Annotated in this window: 12 protein-coding genes; 9 read left to right on the top strand and 3 right to left on the bottom strand. The window is 63.0% G+C overall.

What is annotated here, in order from left to right; translation table 11 throughout:
- The first annotated feature begins 42 nt into the window (after nt 1–42).
- From C6W55_RS06835 to C6W55_RS06815, 5 genes are all read left to right on the top strand, one after another.
- Nucleotides 43–1,815: an ABC transporter ATP-binding protein gene (locus C6W55_RS06835; RefSeq protein WP_015254667.1), complete on the top strand. Its 1,773-nt coding sequence runs from the start codon at nt 43–45 to the stop codon at nt 1,813–1,815.
- Nucleotides 1,812–3,674, top strand: coding sequence for an ABC transporter ATP-binding protein (locus C6W55_RS06830; protein ID WP_483316351.1), 1,863 nt, complete (start codon nt 1,812–1,814; stop codon nt 3,672–3,674). Before C6W55_RS06835 ends, C6W55_RS06830 begins: the two co-directional genes overlap by 4 nt.
- Before the next feature lie 298 nt (nt 3,675–3,972).
- Nucleotides 3,973–5,946: a DNA topoisomerase IV subunit B gene (gene parE / locus C6W55_RS06825; RefSeq protein ID WP_286892049.1), complete on the top strand. Its 1,974-nt coding sequence runs from the start codon at nt 3,973–3,975 to the stop codon at nt 5,944–5,946.
- A gap of 12 nt (nt 5,947–5,958) precedes the next feature.
- A complete protein-coding gene (gene parC / locus C6W55_RS06820; RefSeq protein ID WP_286892047.1) occupies nt 5,959–8,421 on the top strand; it encodes a DNA topoisomerase IV subunit A in 2,463 nt (820 codons plus the stop codon).
- A 268-nt stretch (nt 8,422–8,689) separates the two neighbouring features.
- Entirely contained in the window at nt 8,690–9,133 is a 444-nt protein-coding gene (locus C6W55_RS06815; protein WP_015254663.1) for a MarR family winged helix-turn-helix transcriptional regulator, read from the top strand.
- 3 nt (nt 9,134–9,136) lie between these two features.
- Here C6W55_RS06815 and C6W55_RS06810 read toward each other — a convergent pair whose 3' ends face one another.
- The 3 genes from C6W55_RS06810 to C6W55_RS06800 are packed head-to-tail and all read right to left on the bottom strand — an operon-like array spanning nt 9,137 to nt 12,050.
- Nucleotides 9,137–10,432 (bottom strand): CapA family protein, encoded by a 1,296-nt coding sequence (locus C6W55_RS06810; protein ID WP_286892045.1) that lies wholly within the window; start codon nt 10,430–10,432, stop codon nt 9,137–9,139.
- On the bottom strand, nt 10,432–11,184 hold the full coding sequence (locus C6W55_RS06805) for an RluA family pseudouridine synthase (RefSeq protein ID WP_015254661.1): 753 nt from the start codon (nt 11,182–11,184) through the stop codon (nt 10,432–10,434). Before C6W55_RS06805 ends, C6W55_RS06810 begins: the two co-directional genes overlap by 1 nt.
- On the bottom strand, nt 11,181–12,050 hold the full coding sequence (locus C6W55_RS06800; protein WP_286892083.1) for a class I SAM-dependent methyltransferase: 870 nt from the start codon (nt 12,048–12,050) through the stop codon (nt 11,181–11,183). The genes C6W55_RS06805 and C6W55_RS06800 overlap by 4 nt, the downstream gene beginning before the upstream one ends.
- Before the next feature lie 556 nt (nt 12,051–12,606).
- Here C6W55_RS06800 and C6W55_RS06795 point away from each other — a divergent pair.
- The 4 genes from C6W55_RS06795 (at nt 12,607) to C6W55_RS06780 (ending at nt 17,086) form a co-directional block, all read left to right on the top strand.
- Entirely contained in the window at nt 12,607–13,884 is a 1,278-nt protein-coding gene (locus C6W55_RS06795) for a methyl-accepting chemotaxis protein (protein ID WP_286892042.1), read from the top strand.
- 173 nt (nt 13,885–14,057) lie between these two features.
- The gene (locus C6W55_RS06790; RefSeq protein WP_015254658.1) at nt 14,058–15,215 is read left to right on the top strand and encodes a type III polyketide synthase; all 1,158 of its coding nucleotides are present in this window, start codon (nt 14,058–14,060) and stop codon (nt 15,213–15,215) included.
- Complete coding sequence (locus C6W55_RS06785) at nt 15,208–15,957, top strand: methyltransferase domain-containing protein (RefSeq protein WP_286892040.1); 750 nt, start codon at nt 15,208–15,210, stop codon at nt 15,955–15,957. The genes C6W55_RS06790 and C6W55_RS06785 overlap by 8 nt, the downstream gene beginning before the upstream one ends.
- A complete protein-coding gene (locus C6W55_RS06780) occupies nt 15,932–17,086 on the top strand; it encodes an NAD(P)/FAD-dependent oxidoreductase (protein WP_286892080.1) in 1,155 nt (384 codons plus the stop codon). Before C6W55_RS06785 ends, C6W55_RS06780 begins: the two co-directional genes overlap by 26 nt.

The raw sequence follows: 17,086 nt of genomic DNA, 5'->3' as shown, positions 1-17,086 counted from the left end.
TCATGCTTTGCAACTTAAGGGATTGCGGGGGAGCCTATCCAAGTGGACGTCTTCAGGCAATTGAAATCTTTTTACTGGCCGCACCGGAAGCTGTTGTTTCTGTCAATTGCCGCTCTGGTGTGCGTCACGGCGCTGGGCCTTGTCCAACCCTATTTGCTGCGTGTGTTGATCGACGACGTCATCATGGCGGAACAATTCGACCTGGTGCCGGCTGTGGCGCTGTCGGTTGTCGGAGTTGTCATCGTGAAGGCGTCCATGCAGTTTCTGCACGGCTTCACGGGAGGACGGCTGGGGAACCGCGTCGCCTACAACCTGCGGAACGCGCTGTACAAGAAGCTGCAGTATCTGTCGTTCCAATATTACGACACGGCGAAGACGGGCGACCTGATGTCCCGTCTGACGGGCGATCTGGAAGCGATCCGGAATTTCGTCGGTTTCGGATTCGCGCAAATTCTGAACATGTTCCTGATGGTCAGCTTCGGCGGCGCGATGCTGCTGTCGATCCACTGGCAGCTGACGCTCGTCACGCTCGTGTCGATGCCGTTGCTGGTCATCGTGGCGATGAAATTTCAGAAGGTCATTCATCCCGGCTTCCGCGAAATGCGGCTCGCGATGAGCCGGCTGACGACGGCGGTGCAGGAGAACATCACCGGTGTGCGAACCGTCAAATCGTTCGCCCGCGAACGGCATGAAGTCGAGAAATTTACGACACGCAACGACGACTATCGGGAAAATCAGCTCAATATCGCTTTCCTGTGGGGCAAGTACTTCCCGGTCATGGAAGTGCTCGCGAATGTATGCGTTGTCATCCTGCTTGTCTACGGCGGAACGCTGGTCATCCGGGAAGAACTGTCGCTGGGTGCGCTGGTTCAGTTTTTCAGCATGGTCTGGTATATCATCGGGCCGCTGTGGGGGCTCGGCTTCCACATCAACGGCTACACCCAGTCGAAGGCATCCGGCGAACGCGTACTGGAGATTCTGAACCAGCATATTCACGTGAAGGATAGCAAGGATGCGATCGAGCTGGATCCCTCCAGGGTGAAGGGGCATGTGCAGTTCAAGAACGTCACGTTCAACTATCCGGACAAGGGGCCTGCGGTCCACGATCTGACGATCGACGCGAAACCCGGTTCGGTCATCGGGCTGCTCGGCGGCACCGGCTCCGGCAAATCGACCATCATCCAGCTGCTGATGCGGGCGTACAACGTGAAGCAGGGAGAGATTCTGCTTGACGGCATCGACATCCGCAACATCAAGATCGAAAGTCTGCGCTCGCAGATCGCGCCGGTGTTCCAGGAGACGTTCCTGTTCTCCGCGTCGATCCGCGACAACATCGCCTACGGCGTGTCGGAATATACGATGGACGACATCATTCGCGCGGCCAAACTGGCGAAAGCGCACGATTTCATCATGGAATTGCCGCAAGGGTATGACACCGTCGTCGGCGAGCGCGGGCTCGGATTGTCCGGCGGACAGAAGCAGCGGATCGCCATCGCGCGGGCGCTCATCCGCAACCCGCGCATCCTCGTTCTGGACGACGCGACGAGCGCCGTCGACATGGAGACCGAGCAGGAGATCCAGGCGGGCTTCAAGGAAGTGATGGCCGGACGGACGACGTTCATCATCGCGCATCGCATCTCGTCGCTCCGCCATGCGGATGAGATCATCGTGCTCGATCAGGGCCGGGTGATCCAGCGCGGCACGCACGACGAGCTGCTCGCCGTGCCCGGCCATTACCGCGATACGTACAACATTCAATATGCCGACCGGCCGGACGCCGAACGGGACGGGGCGGAAAGAAGGGTCGCGAAGTGAGCGGGAAGCACAACGGACACCATCATCGAGCGGAAAACGGCGCAGACCAGGCCAAAATCAAGAACGAGCGGTTCGTCTACCAGGACGACGAGCTGATCGAGAAGCCGTTCAACTGGTCGCAGCTCACCCGTCTGTACGGCTATATGAAGCCGTACAGACGGCAATTGCTGCCGGTCATCATCATCACGATGGTGCTCGGCACGCTGACGAGGCTGACCGTTCCGGCGCTCATCGCCTTCGCGATCGACGAAGCGATCGCGCCCGCGGACGGATCGCCGAGCCTGACGAAGCTGTATCTGTTCGGCGCCTCGGCGCTCGCCCTCTACCTGATCCAGTGGGGGACGAACGTGTTCCGGATCCGGTACACGAACATCATCGGCCAGCGCGTCATTTTCGACCTGCGGCGCGAACTGTTCACCCACATCCAGAAGCTGTCGTTCCGCTTCTTCGACCAGCGGCCGGCCGGCTCCGTGCTCGTCCGCGTGACGAACGACATCAACGCGCTGCAGGATCTGTTCACGAACGGCGTCGTCAACCTGATCATGGACTGCGTTCAGCTCGTCGGCATCGCCGTCCTGCTGCTCGTGCTGAACTTCAAGCTCGGCCTGGCCGTCATGATCACCGTGCCGCTCATGTTCATCGTGTCGACCTCGCTGCGCAGACGGATCCGATTCGCCTGGCAGGATGTCCGGATCAAGCAGTCGCGGCTGAACGCCCATCTGAACGAGAGCATCCAGGGCATCCGCGTGACGCAGGCCTATGTGCAGGAGAAGGCGAACATCGGCTATTTCGACAAAATGAACACGGTGAACCGGCTGGCCTGGAACAAGGCGTCCGCCATGAACCAGTCGTTCGGTCCGGTCATCGAGATCACAGCAGCCGTCGGCACGCTGATTCTGTTCTGGTACGGCTCTTATCTGGTCCAGTCCGGCGCGATGACGGTCGGCCTGCTCGTGGGCTTTGCGAACTACATCGGCAACTTCTGGGAGCCGATCAACCGGCTCGGGCAAATGTATTCGCAGCTCTTGATCGCGATGGCTTCCTCCGAGCGGATCTTCGAATTCATGGATGAAAAGCCGACGGTCGGCGAGCTGCCGGAAGCGAAGAGGATGCCGGAAATCCGCGGCGACGTCAAATTCGAGAACATCGTCTTCGAATACGAGCCCGGCCGTCCGGCGCTGCGCGGCATCAGCCTGGAAGCCGCGGCGGGACAGTCGATCGCCCTGGTCGGCCACACCGGCTCGGGGAAGAGCACGATTATCAATCTGCTCTGCCGCTTCTATGATCCGGCTCACGGCCGCGTGCTCATCGACGGCATCGATATCCGGGACGTGACGCTCGAAAGCCTCCGTTCGCAGGTCGGCATCGTGCTGCAGGATACGTTCATTTTCTCCGGCACGATCCGCGACAACATCCGCTACGGCCGGCTGGACGCGACGGACGAGGAAGTCGAAATGACGGCGAGGGCGGTTCACGCCCACGATTTCATCATGAAGCTTCCGCAAGGCTACGACACCGAGGTGCAGGAACGCGGCAGCGTCCTCTCGATGGGGCAGCGCCAGCTGCTGTCGTTCGCCCGCGCGCTGCTCGCCGATCCGCGCATCCTGATTCTCGACGAGGCGACGGCCAGCATCGATACGGAGACGGAGCTGAAGATCCAGGAGGCGCTCAAAACGCTGCTGACCGGCCGGACTTCGTTCATCATCGCGCACCGGCTGTCGACGATCCGCCACGCGGACAACATCATCGTGCTCGACCACGGCCGCATCGTCGAGCAGGGCAATCACGACGAGCTGATGCGGAAGCGGGGCGTCTACTACGGGCTGATCGAGGCGCAATATCGGTTTTTGTCGGCTTGAACGGCATGGTTTAAGTAAAAAGGGCTGTTTCGCAGGCGGTTTAAGCCGTTTCGCGAGACAGTCTTTTTTTCATGGATCTGCCGCCAGAGATTGTGACGTAAAAAATATTATGTAAACCAAAATTCGATTTCATTTGATAACAAGGGATCCCTCCAAACGCCCAAAATCCCGCGTCCCGCTGGCCCGCTTTACGAAACGGGATATAATGAATTACAATAAAGCTTGTTTGCCGCACTGGATAAGGCGGCAAAATCAGCCGAATCCGGCACGCCGTGAGAATCGATGAAGGAGGGCGCGCATGGCGGAGCAATTGGATTTATTCGCAGATGAGACATCCGTGCGGGAGCGCGGTTACGATGCAGACGACATCCAGGTGCTGGAAGGCTTGACGGCCGTCCGGAAACGCCCGGGCATGTACATCGGCAGCACGTCCAGTTCCGGCCTGCATCATCTCGTCTGGGAGATCGTGGACAACGCCGTCGATGAACATCTGGCGAAGTTCGCGACCGAGATCGATGTGACCATCCACGCCGACCAGTCGGTGACGGTCTGGGACAACGGCCGCGGCATCCCGACCGGCATGCACAAGACGGGCATCCCGACACCCCAGCTCGTATTCACGGTGCTGCACGCGGGCGGCAAATTCGGCGGAAACGGTTACAAAAAGTCCGGCGGTCTGCACGGCGTCGGCGCTTCGGTAACGAACGCGTTGTCCGAATGGCTCGAAGTGGAGATTTACCGCGACGGCAAAATTCACCGCCAGCGGTTCGAATATTGGGTCGACAAGGATGGCAAGGAACATGTCGGCGAGCCGGTGACCGGTCTTGAAATCATCGGCAACACGCGGAAGACCGGAACGAAGGTGACGTTCAAGCCGGACGCCCGGGTGTTCCACGGCAACATTTCGCTCAATTATGACACGCTGGCCGAACGGCTGCAGGAGATCGCCTTCCTGAACGCCGGTCTGAAAGTGACGCTCAAGGACGAGCGGACCGGCAGGGAGGATCTCTTCCATTATGAAGGCGGCGCCAGCCAGTTCGTCGCCTTCCTCAATGAAGGCAAAGCGGTGCTCACCGATGTCATCCATTTCTACGCGGAACGGGACGACATCGAAGTCGAGGTGGCGCTGCAGTACAATGACGGCTACACCGAGACGATCGCGTCGTTCGTCAACTCGATTCCGACCCGAGGCGGCGGCACCCACGAGACCGGGTTCAAAACGGCGTATACCCGGGTCATGAACGAGTATGCGCGGAAGAACGGCATTCTGAAAGAGAAGGACAAAAACCTTGACGGCGCCGACCTGCGCGAAGGGATGATCGCCGTCATCAACGTGAAAATGTCCGACGTCGAATTCGTCGGGCAGACGAAGGACCAGCTCGGCAGCGCCTCGGCGCGCAGCGCGGTCGACGCGGTCGTCTCCGACAAGATGGCCGTGTTCCTCGAGGAGAATCCGCAGGTCGCGCAGCAGCTGCTGAAGAAGGCGATTCAGGCGGCGAAGGCGCGCGAGGCGGCCCGCAGGGCGCGCGAGGAAGTCCGCTCGGGCAAGAAGCGGAGCGAGTCGTCCAACTTGAACGGCAAGCTGACGCCGGCCCAGTCGAAGGACTTCATGCGCAATGAGCTGTTTATCGTCGAGGGCGATTCCGCCGGCGGTTCGGCGAAGCAGGGGCGCGACTCGCGCTATCAGGCGATCCTGCCGCTCCGGGGCAAGCCGATGAATCCGGAGAAGGCGCGGCTCGCGGATATTCTGAAGAATGAGGAATACAAGACGATCATCTCGGCGATCGGCGCCGGCGTCGGCCCGGAATTCGATCCCGATGAGGCGAACTACAGCAAGATCATCATCATGACCGACGCCGACACGGACGGCGCGCACATCCAATGTCTGCTGCTGACGTTCTTCTACCGGTACATGAAGCCGCTCATCGACATGGGCAAGGTGTACATCGCACAGCCGCCGCTCTACAAGATCTCCCGCAAGACGGGCAAGCTGGAGACGGTGCGCTACGCCTGGACGGATGAGCAGCTGCAGAACTATCTGAAGGAGTTCGGCAAAAACTGCGAGCTGCAGCGCTACAAAGGTCTCGGCGAGATGAATCCGGAGCAGCTCTGGGAGACGACGATGAACCCCGAGACGCGGACGCTGCTGCAGGTGCGGATCGAGGACGCCGCCAAGGCGGAACGGCGCGTCTCGACGCTGATGGGCGACAAGGTCGATCCGCGGAAGAAGTGGATCATCGAGAACGTCGATTTCACCGAATACGAAGAGTAGGAGAGAAGCGGCATGGGCACGCTTGAACAGTTCCTGCCGGCATTTCTCGAAGAGGTCGTGGGAGACCGCTTTGGCCGGTACTCAAAATATATCATCCAGGACCGGGCCATTCCCGATGTCCGCGACGGGCTGAAGCCGGTGCAGCGCCGCATCCTGTACGCGATGTACGAAGCCGGCAACACGCCCGACAAGCCGTACCGCAAGTCGGCGAAAACGGTCGGCGACGTGATGGGCAACTACCATCCGCACGGCGACGCTTCCATCTATGAAGGCATGGTGCGGATGGCGCAGCCGTGGAAAATGGGCCATGTGCTGATCGACGGCCACGGCAACTGGGGTTCGCTCGATGACGATCCGCCCGCCGCGATGCGGTACACGGAAGCGCGGCTGTCGCCGATCGCGATGGAGATGCTGCGCGACATCGACAAGCGGACAGTCCCGTTCAAGGACAATTTCGACAACACGGCGAAGGAGCCGGTCGTGCTGCCTTCGCGTTTTCCGAATCTGCTGGTCAACGGCGTCAGCGGCATTTCGTCCGGCTTTGCGACCGAGATTCCGCCGCACAACCTGCGCGAAGTGATCGACGCCTGCATCGCACGGATGGATGATCCGGACATTACGCTCGAGAAACTGCTGGGCATCGTGAAAGGTCCGGATTTCCCGACGGGCGGCATCATCATGGGCGAGGAGGGCATCCGCGAAGCCTACGCGACGGGCAAAGGGCGCATCTATATCCGGGCGAAGACGGATATCGAGGAGCTGCGCGGCGGCCGCAAACAGATCGTCATCACCGAGATCCCGTATCAGGTCGTCAAATCCCGGCTCGTGACGGCGATGGAGACGATCCGCCTGGAGAAGAAGGTGGACGGCATCGCGGAAGTGCGCGACGAGAGCGGCCGGAACGGGCTGCGTATCGTCATCGAGCTGAAGAAGGACGCGGACGCCGAAGGCATCCTGGCCTATCTGCTCAAGAAGACGGATCTGCAGATTACATACAACTTCAACATGGTGGCGATCGTCAACAAGGCGCCGCGCCAGCTCGGCCTCAAGGAGATGCTGACGGCGTATATCGACCACCAGAAGGAAGTCGTCTCCAATCGCTGCCGGTACGAGCTGGAGAAGGCGGAAGACCGCGCCCACGTCCTCGAAGGACTCGTCAAGGCGCTGAATATTCTCGACGATGTCATCGCGACGATCAAGGCATCGAAGAACCGCCAGGACGCGCAGCAGAACCTGGTCGCGAAGTTCGGGTTCACCGAGCGGCAGGCGGACGCGATCCTGACGCTCCAATTGTACCGGCTGACGAATCTCGAGATTACGCAGCTCACGAAGGAACTGCGCGAGACCGAGAAGCGCATCGCGTACCTGAAGTCCATCCTGTCAAGCGAGAAGAAGCTGCTCGGCGTCATCAAGGACGAGCTATTGGAAATCCGCGGCGCGTACGGGGTCGACCGGCGCTCCGACATCCGCGGCGAAGTGGAGGAGCTGAAGGTCGGCCTCGAAGTGATGGTCGCGTCCGAAGACGTACTGGTGACGCTGTCGCAGGAAGGCTACATCAAGCGGACGAGCAGGCTGTCCTTCACCCGATCCGGCGGCGACCTCGACAATTCCGGCGTCAAGGAAGGCGATATCGTCCGCCTCGTGCTGGAAGTGAATACACTGGATCAATTGCTGCTGTTCACGCGGAAGGGTTCGTACTTCCTCCTGCCGGTTCACCAGATTCCGGAGTTCAAGTGGAAGGACACCGGGACGGCGCTGGTCAACGTCGTGCCGCTCGCGAAGGACGACGGCATCGTCGGCATCGTTCCGGTGCGGGATTTCGAGCGGGAAGATCTGTCGCTTCTGTTCGTGACGAAACGCGGACAGGTGAAGCGGACCGCGCTGAAAGAGTATCAGACGACCCGCACGGGGCCGATCGCCGCATGCAGACTTGCGGACGGCGACGAAGTGGTGCAGGTGCTGGCGAGCACGGGCACACAGCAGCTCATGCTCGTCACGAAGCTCGGGATGAGCATCCGCTTCGAGGAGTCCGAAGTCAGTTCGATGGGACGCGTCGCCGCCGGCGTGCGCGGCATCATGCTGAAAGAGAACGATGAAGTCGCGGCCGCCCTGCTCGTGAAAGGCGAAGAAGGCGAGGTGCTCGTCGTCACCGATCTGGGCTGGGCGAAGCGCTCGCTGCTGCTGGATTACCCGGTGCAGGGCAGGGGCGGAAGAGGTCTTGCGACATTCGTGTTCAACGAAAGCAAGCGTGGAAAATCGAACGGCAGCCGGCTGATCGGCGCGTTCCATTGCAAGGAAGAAGCCCGCTATACGCTGGCAACATCGTCGGGCGCTTCCTTCACGTTCAGTACGGAAGATACGCCGATCGAGCTGCTGCGGTCGGGCGGCAAGCGCGTCGCCGCGCTTGACAAGCAGGACGCGGCGGTCTGCTGCTTCCGACGTCCGGACCTTGAATCCCGGGAAGGGGAAGCCTGAGCCTGATCTGACGCATTGCTGAACCCGCGCAACCGGAAAGGATTTTCCGGGGGCAGCGGGTTTTTGACGTTTGCAGAACGGGCGGTCTCCAGGCGCTTCAAGTGGTTTTACTTGTTTCGACGTCGGGCCTTGCGTACAAAATGTCATCGGTTGTCGGCTGGAAGGGGGAAGTATCGATTCGCGGCATAAATTATTAAGTGCATTAACCTTTTTTTCGACAAGAGCGGCTGATATAATGAAAACAAGGCGGATATTGGGAGGGATTGGGATGTTTGCCGCGGAATTTGCCCGTCTGTGGATGAAAATCACGAAAGACTGGAAAATGCATCTCGATGAAGCGCTGGCTCCCGCCCTGACCGAAAGCCAGCTGAACGTGCTGGAACTGCTCCTTGAACATCAGCCGATGAAACCGTCGGATATGCTTCACTATCTGTCCACGACGCCGGCCGCGATCACGACACTGCTCGACCGGATGGAGCGGGGAGGACTCATTGCGCGCACCCGGGACGAAACCGACCGCCGCATCGTGTGGGTGACCGCGACGGACCGGGGGTTGCGCGAAGCGCGGCGCGGGGTGGAAATCCGCGAACGCTACATCGGACAGGCCCTGGACCGGATTTCGGCCCACAATCAGCAGCTGCTCATCTATCTGCTGGGCAAGATTGCGGATGAGCCGATTGTACGGCCGGCCGCCGCGGGAGACGAGCGGTAGCGCTCATCGCCCGTCCGGTGCGCCCATGGCAGCCAGCCGCTTCCGGAGCGCGTCCAGGTTTGTCTCCATCTGCTCATAATCGGCCGCAGAGAGCAGCGGATCGCTGCGCTCTTCGAGCACGCGCTCGACGGGGAGGATCCGGTAATGATTGCGGCCGTTCGCTTTGTAGCGGTGAACCCACGTGATGACCGGCTCCACGTCCGCCATCCGCGTCACGCCTTCCTCTTTGCGCAGCATGATCCGGTACAGTACGCCGTAATCCTTCGTGCCGCCGCGCTGGTTCGAGATGAAATTGCCCATCGAATAGATGATGACGCCCTGGCGCGCAGCACCGCTTTCGTCCTGTGTCTCCACGACTTCATACGGCTGGATGACATGCGGATGCGAGCCGGCGATCAGGTCGGCTCCGGCGGCGATCAGCCTGCGCGCGAGCGCTTTCTGTTCCTCGTTCGGCATCGTCTGGTACTCCACGCCGAAATGCAGCGCGATGACGATATAGTCGGCGCCGGCTTCCCGCAGCGCCGCGATGTCCCGGATGATGCGTTCCTCATCGATCAGCGCGACGAGCCACGGTTTGTCTTCCGGCACCGGGATGCCGTTCGTGCCGTACGTGTAGGCGAGCAGTCCGATGCGGATGTGATGCCGCTCGACGATGGTCAGCTCGGCCGCTTCGTCCGCGGAGCGGGCGGTGCCGCGGGTGACGAAGCCCTGTTCTTCCAGAAACCCGAGCGTGTGTTCGACGCCCCGTGCGCCGCGGTCCAGCGAATGGTTGTTCGCGGTTGTGACAATGTTGAATCCGGCGTCCTTCAGCGCGGCCGCCAGCTCATGCGGCGAGCTGAAGCGGGGGAAGCCCGAATAGTCGCCATCGGCCGACAGCGTCGTTTCGAGGTTGGCCATCGCCCAGTCGGCTTCCGCAAGGAGCGGCTTGACCTCGGTGAAGTACGGCGAGAAATCATACCGCTTGCTGTCCATGTCATAGTAAGCCGGAAGCTGCGGCATGTGCATCATGATGTCGCCGACCGCGGCGAGCAGGCCTTCCGCCGGCACGCCGGAGCCCGGCTCGCCGGGGGCTGCCGGTTCCGGCTCCGGTTCGACCGGCAGCTCTTCCGGCGTCTCGTCCGGTTCGGTACCGGCAGATCCGCCGCCGCTGCCGGCATCGTTGCCCGATCCCGCATGATCCGCCGCGCTCTTGCCGTCAGGCACGCCGGACGTTCCGTTCCACGCGGTCAGCGCATAGATGAGCGCCAGCCCGGCAAGCGAGACGGCGAGCATGAGGAGGATCGCGAAGCGCCGTTTCATCATCTGTCCGTCCTTTCGGCGGTGAACGATCCTTCCGCAAGCGACCATGCCGAATCGGGCCAGGAAGCCCAGACGCCTTCGCGCGGCGGAAGGGAGCGGATCTCGAGCCATTCCTTCGTCACCGGATGGGCGACGCCGATATAGGCCGACCAGAGCGCCGCGGTGTCATGGGACCGGACGCCTTCGCCCGCGCCGTATTTCCGGTCGCCGGCGAGGGGGCAGCCGATGGCGGCCATCTGCACCCGGATCTGGTGGGGCCGGCCGGTGTGCAGGCGGACGGCGACGAGCGCCCGGCCTTCCGCCTCGGCGACGACCCTGTACGACAACACCGCTTCCTTCGCGTCCGGCACGGGCTTGGGATAGGCGGTTACGATGTTGGTCTTCGCGTCTTTGCGCAGATAATGGACGAGCGTCGCCTCGCGGGAAGACGGCACACCTTCCGTGCAGGCGATGTAGCCTTTGGCGAACGAGCGGTTCCGCACCGCGTCGGACAGCCGCGACGCGGCCTTCGACGTCTTCGCCAGAAGCATCGCGCCGCCGGCCGGCCGGTCGAGTCGGTGGACGAGTCCGAGGAAGACGTTGCCCGGTTTGTTGTAGCGCGCCTTCAGATCGGCCTTGACGACCGTCAGGATGTCCGGCGCGCCGGTCTCGTCCGCCTGCGACAGCATACCGGGCGGCTTGACGACCGCGATCAGGTGGTTGTCCTCGTACAACACCTGAACGGCGGGCGCGCCGCCGTCATGGCCCGTCATGACGCCTCCCAGCGGCCGAGAATGCCGCACGGCAGCACCAGGCCGGAGCGGGTGATCGGCAGACCGATTTCGCCGCAGCGGATCGTGCCACCGAACTTCCGGCCGATCGTCATTTTGAGCAGATTGTTCAGCACGGCGGGGGACAAGCCGGTCGTATAGGCGTTGATCAGGACGAACAGCGGTTCGTCCGACAGGATCGGCAGACACGACTCCAGGAACGGGTACAGGCTCGTCTCCAGCTTCCACATTTCGCCGTTCGGACCGCGCCCGTAGGAGGGAGGGTCCATCACGATGGCGTCGTATTTGCGGCCGCGCCGCTGTTCCCGCTGGACGAACTTGAACACGTCATCCGTAATGTAGCGGATCGGCCGGTCCGCAAGCCCCGACAGGGCGGCGTTCTCCTTCGCCCACTGCACCATGCCCTTCGCCGCATCCACATGGACGACCTCGGCTCCCGCCGAAGCCGCGGCCACCGTTGCGCCGCCCGTGTAGGCGAACAGGTTCAGCAGCCGGACCGGCCGACCGGCGCCACGGATCTTGTCCATGATCCAGCTCCAGTTCACCGCCTGTTCGGGGAACAGTCCCGTATGCTTGAAATTGGTCGGCCGGATGAGAAACGTCAGCTCGCCGTACCGGATGTTCCAATGTTCCGGCAGCTTGCGCCGATATTCCCAATGTCCGCCGCCGGACGAGCTGCGGTGGTAATGGGCATGGGCGGTCAGCCATTCGTCCGTCTCCCGCCCGATCGGCCAGATGATCTGCGGATCCGGCCGGCGGAGGACCACCGTTCCCCAACGCTCAAGCTTCTCGCCGCCTCCGGCGTCAATCACTTCATAATCGACCCATTGATCTGCTATGTAGTACATCGGACAGACCTTCCTTGACTTCGCATAATTGGCGCCGGGATATCGATCAGGGACGCGAAAAAATCGCCCGACCGCACCCGCGCCTGACAATGGAACTATTATAGCGGAAGGCGGAAGCGAGGACAATTGCGGACCGGCGCCGCCGCCGTTTCCGTCTTTGGACTCGCCGCCGAGCAGCGAGCTGATCAATCCGCCGAGATCGGAGAGAAACGCGAGCAGATCTCCGAGCAGACCTCCGAATGCGAGCGTCCTGACGGATGCGGACGAGACGAAGCCGGCTGCGGAAGCGGGGGCGGCTTGCGAGAAGGAAGCCGTCAAGACCAGAATGAGTGCCAGCGTGAGAAATTTGACCCGTGTCAAGATCATCACCTCCTATTCATTAATACGAACATTACTGTACGTTATAAAGGTTATCACAGACGGTTGACTTGTATATGGCGCAAGACGCGGTCGGCGTTCGGACAAATATTTTTATTTCCGCTGAACTGTCAAAAGGGTTTCGCGCGCATCCGACGAATGGAATAAGAAGGGAAAAGCATCCTCGGGAGGAATCGACGTGAAATTCAAATTCAGTATCATGAAAAAAGTCGTACTCGGTATCACGGCAGTATCGGCGGTAACGTACGGAACAAGCGCGTTCTTCATTCTGGTGCTAATGGATTATTTAGATGAACATATATCCGAAGTCTGGTTTATTGTCGGCACGCTGCTGCTTGGCATTTTCTGGACCGGATTTCTGGGCATGCTGGCGGCGAACCGATTGATCAAGCCGCTCAAGCAGCTCATGCAGACGGCCAACAAGGTGTCCGAAGGCTACCTGAACGTCGAGGTCGTTCCGCCGCGTTCGGACGATGAACTGCGAGCGCTTGCCCTGTCGTTCGACGCGATGATCCGGCAGCTGCGCACGATCGTCGACGGCATCGCGGACAACTACAAGGCCACCCATCTGCATGTCGGCGAATTGGGGAATGCGATCGAACAGGCCACCCGGCACATCCAGAACATTACGGACCGTGTCGACAAAATGTCCGACGGCGCGGAACATCAGTCCAAATCGACGGCCGTCATGTTCCGTTCGCTGGAGCTGGCATCAAGCGCCGCGAACGAGATCAGCGAGCTGGCCGAAGAAGCGCGGAGATCGGCGATCAAGATGGATCAGACGATCCGCGAGAACGGCGAAGCGATTGCGTCGCTAGTGGAAGGCATGCGGAAAATGGCCGTCCTCAACCGGGAATCGATCGAAACCGTGCGGCGGCTGGACGAGCATGCCGGCCTGATCGGGAACATCTCCGAAGTCGTCGCCGGCATCGCCGACCAGACGCACATGCTGTCGCTCAACGCCTCGATCGAAGCGGCGCGGGCCGGGGAGGAAGGACGCGGATTCGCGGTCGTCGCGGAAGCCGTCCGCAAGCTGGCCCAGCAGAGCGCCGAATCAGTGCAGGATATCCGGCAGCTGATCGAACAGATCCAGCAGGAGATCAGACAAGTGGTGGAACAGATCTCCGAGCAGTATGAAGTGGCGGAACAGGAGTCCGAACACGGCGAGAAGTCCGCGGAAGCGCTGCGCCTGATTGCCGGAGAGGCGGACAATGTGCACAAGATCGTGGTGGAAGCGTCGAACCGCGTCATGATGCAGGCGGAGCAAATGAACAGCACGCTCGCCGAGGCGCGCGCGGTCGTCGAAATTGCGGAACAGATCCGGGAAGGGGCGCAGCAAGTGTTCGCGTCGACGCAGGAACAATATGCGCTCATGCAGGAAATCACGTCGACGTCCGAACAGCTTCAGCAGCATTCGGCCAATCTGAGAAAACGGATCGAATTTTTCAAATCCTGACCCTTACGAATCGAGTAGGAGGGGGCTAGCCGCCCCCTCCTACTCGATATGCGGCCGGCATCCGGCACGGCGTGCATAACTTCGGCCCGTTCCCGAATACAATCGTGTAGCGGCATCGCTTGTCCGATTGCGGGCAAGCGGCGGCTGATGCGACAGGAAAGGGTGAGTGCGGGATGGACCATACGCCGGATATCGCGCTGCTCGGCATCGGCACCGCCGTTCCGGCCTGGCGACTGGATCAGGCGGATACGGCGCTGCGGGTGGCGGAAGCGCTGCGGGACGATCCCGGCGCGGCGCGCTGGGCACGGCGCATCTTCCGCCAACAGGGCATCGAGGCGCGCTACACGTGCGAGCCGAATCTGCTGGAGGAAGCCGGCGCGTGCCGCTATTTTCCGCGGAGCCGGGAGGCGGCTCCCGCCACCGCCGAACGGATGGGCGTCTATCGCCGTGAGGCGCTGCCGCTCGCGCGTCTTGCGGCGGAGCGGGCGCTCGCGGACAGCGGCACGCCGCCCGGGGCCGTGACCCACCTGATCACGACAAGCTGCACGGGGCAATATTTGCCCGGACTGGACGCGGAGCTTATCCGGGCGCTCGGCCTGCCGGCGAGCGTCAATCGGCTGCCGCTCACGTTCGTCGGCTGCGCGGCGGGGCTCAAAGCGATCGGGCTGGCCCGGCAGTTCGCGGCCGCTTCCCCGAACGGGGACGTCTGCGTGCTCGTCGTCTGCGTCGAGCTCTGTACGCTGCATTTCCAGCCTTCGGGCGCCAGGGAAGATCTGTTCGCCGCATCGCTGTTCGGAGACGGCGCTTCCGCCTGCGTCGTCGGCGCGCCGGCGGACGGGCGGACTGCCGTGTTCAGGCTCGGGCAGCCCCGGTCTGTCCTGCTGCCGGGCGGGGAAGCGGACATGACCTGGAACATCGGGCCGTACGGATTCGAACTGATGCTTTCGGCGAATGTGCCCAGGCTGATCCGCACCCATCTGCCCGCGGAGATCCGTCCGTTCATGGCGGGGGGAACGGCTCCCGGGCTGTGGGCGATCCATCCCGGCGGACGCGGCATCATCGACGCGGTGGAGGAGACGTGCGGGCTGTCGGCGGAGCAGACGCGTCCGAGCCGGGAAGTGCTGCGGCAGTACGGCAACATGTCCTCCGTGGCCATTCTGTTCGTGATGCAGGAGCTGCGGCGGGAGCTTCAGCGGCGGCCGACACGGACCGGACCGCTTGACGGCATCGCCGTCGCCTTCGGTCCGGGGCTGACGGCCGAGCTCTTGCCGTTCGGCTTCGCGCATGCCCCGGTTCCCGGGGAGAGCGGGCAGGTTGCCGTCCATGCTTGACCTGCTTCGGATGCGGGCTTCGCAGCCTGAACGGATGGACGGCAGCGGCGTGCCGGAAGCGGAGCTCGCGGGCGCCTACCGCCGGCTGCGGACGCTCAACCGGCTGTTCGCGGCCGCGGCGCCGATCCGCACCGGCGTCGAGCGTCTCTGGATCGAAGCGGGCAGGCCCGCGCGGCTGTCGGTGCTCGATATCGGCGCCGGTTCCGGCGATGTGAACCGTTCGCTGCTCCGCTGGTCGGAACGGAACGGGATCGGGATCACGATCCGGCTGGTCGACGTCAGGGAAGAAGCTTGCCGCGAGGCGAGGCGGCTGTTTCGCGGGGATGCGCGGATCGAAGTGGCGCGCGGCGATTTGTTCGACCTGCCGGATCAGGCGGCGGATATCGTCACGGCGACGCAGTTCGTCCACCATTTCGGACCGGACGAGCTGCCCCGCGTCATCCGCCGCATGCTCGGCGTCTCCCGGATCGGCGTCGTCCTGAGCGATCTTCGCCGCCACATCGTCCCCTGGGCCGCAGTGTGGCTGACGGCGCGGCTGTTGACGGGGAACCGCTGCATCCGGGTCGACGCGCCGCTGTCCGTGGCGCGCGGATTCCGCGACGAGGATTGGGACAAGCTGGCCATTGACGGCGGCATCCGGGAGATGTGGTATGCGCGCAAGGCGCCGTACCGCTACGTCGTCGTCATCCGGAAAAGCGGTACGGAAAAAGGCGGTGATGCGTCTGGCGGACAAGACGGTTGACGCGGTCGTGATCGGCGGAGGCCCGGGCGGCAGCGCCGCGGCCCGCGAGCTGGCCGCGGCGGGATGGGAGACGATCGTCCTGGAGCGGCGCGCCTTTCCCCGGCACAAGGTATGCGGCGAATTTCTGTCGCCGGAAGCGAAGACGACGCTGCGCGAGCTCGGGCTCGAAGACACGGTGAACGGCCTGTCGCCCGTCCGGATCGAGCGCGTCCGCCTGTCGGCGGCCGGCGGCAGGCCGCTCGACGTGCCGCTTCCCGGCGCCGCGCTCGGCATCAGCCGCCGTGAACTGGACGCGGCGCTGCTGGACGGCGCCCGGCGGGCGGGAGCGGAAGTGCGCGAAGGAATCCGGGCGGCGGGCATCCGCCGGGAAGGCGGTATCTACGCCGTCGACACGCAGGGGGACGGAACGGCGGGGACGGTTCACGCGCGCGTCGTCGTCGGCGCCTGGGGAGCGGGAGCGCGCAAGGCGTTCGCGGACCCGCGCGCCGCCCGGACGGGCGCATCCCGGCTGCTTGGCGTGAAGGTCCATTTCGAGGGAATCCCCGTCATTCCGGTGACGGAGCTCTACGCGTTCCGCGGCGGATACCTCGGCCTGTCGCCCGTGCCCGGCGGGAGGGTCAACGCCGCGGCGCTGCTCGATCCGCGGGCGTTCAGCGGCGGGGAGTCTTCCGCCCTGGCCTGGATCGCCGCAGCGGCGCGCCGCCATCCCGAACTGGCGCGCAGACTCGAAGGCGCCAGGCCCGTGCCCGGCACGGAGGCCGCGGTCTCGCCGGTCATGCTCGACCGCAGGCCGCTCGCCTGGTCCGGCTGCCCGCTCGTCGGCGACGCGGCGCTCCGCATTCCGCCGCTCTGCGGCGACGGCATGTCGATCGCGCTGCGCTCCGGCCTGGTCTGCGCGCGGCTGGCCGATCGCCGATTGCGCGGCGACATGACGGATGATGCGTGGCGCCGCGAATACGAGCGGTTCTTCCGCCGGGAATGCGCCGGCGCGCTGCGGCTCGGACGTCTGCTGCAGACGGTGCTCGGCCGTCCGGGCGCCGCCCGGCTGCTGCTTGCAATCGGGCATGCCGCGCCGGAATGGGCTGCCTCGGTCGTGCGGCGCACCCGGCTGGCGGAGCCGGGCAGCTGA

It is taken from the genome of Thermobacillus sp. (assembly GCF_003390775.1).
Lineage (GTDB): Bacteria > Bacillota > Bacilli > Paenibacillales > Paenibacillaceae > Thermobacillus > Thermobacillus xylanilyticus.
The sequence above is the reverse complement of the archived record's forward strand: the minus strand, read 5'-3'. Positions and strand labels throughout refer to the sequence as shown.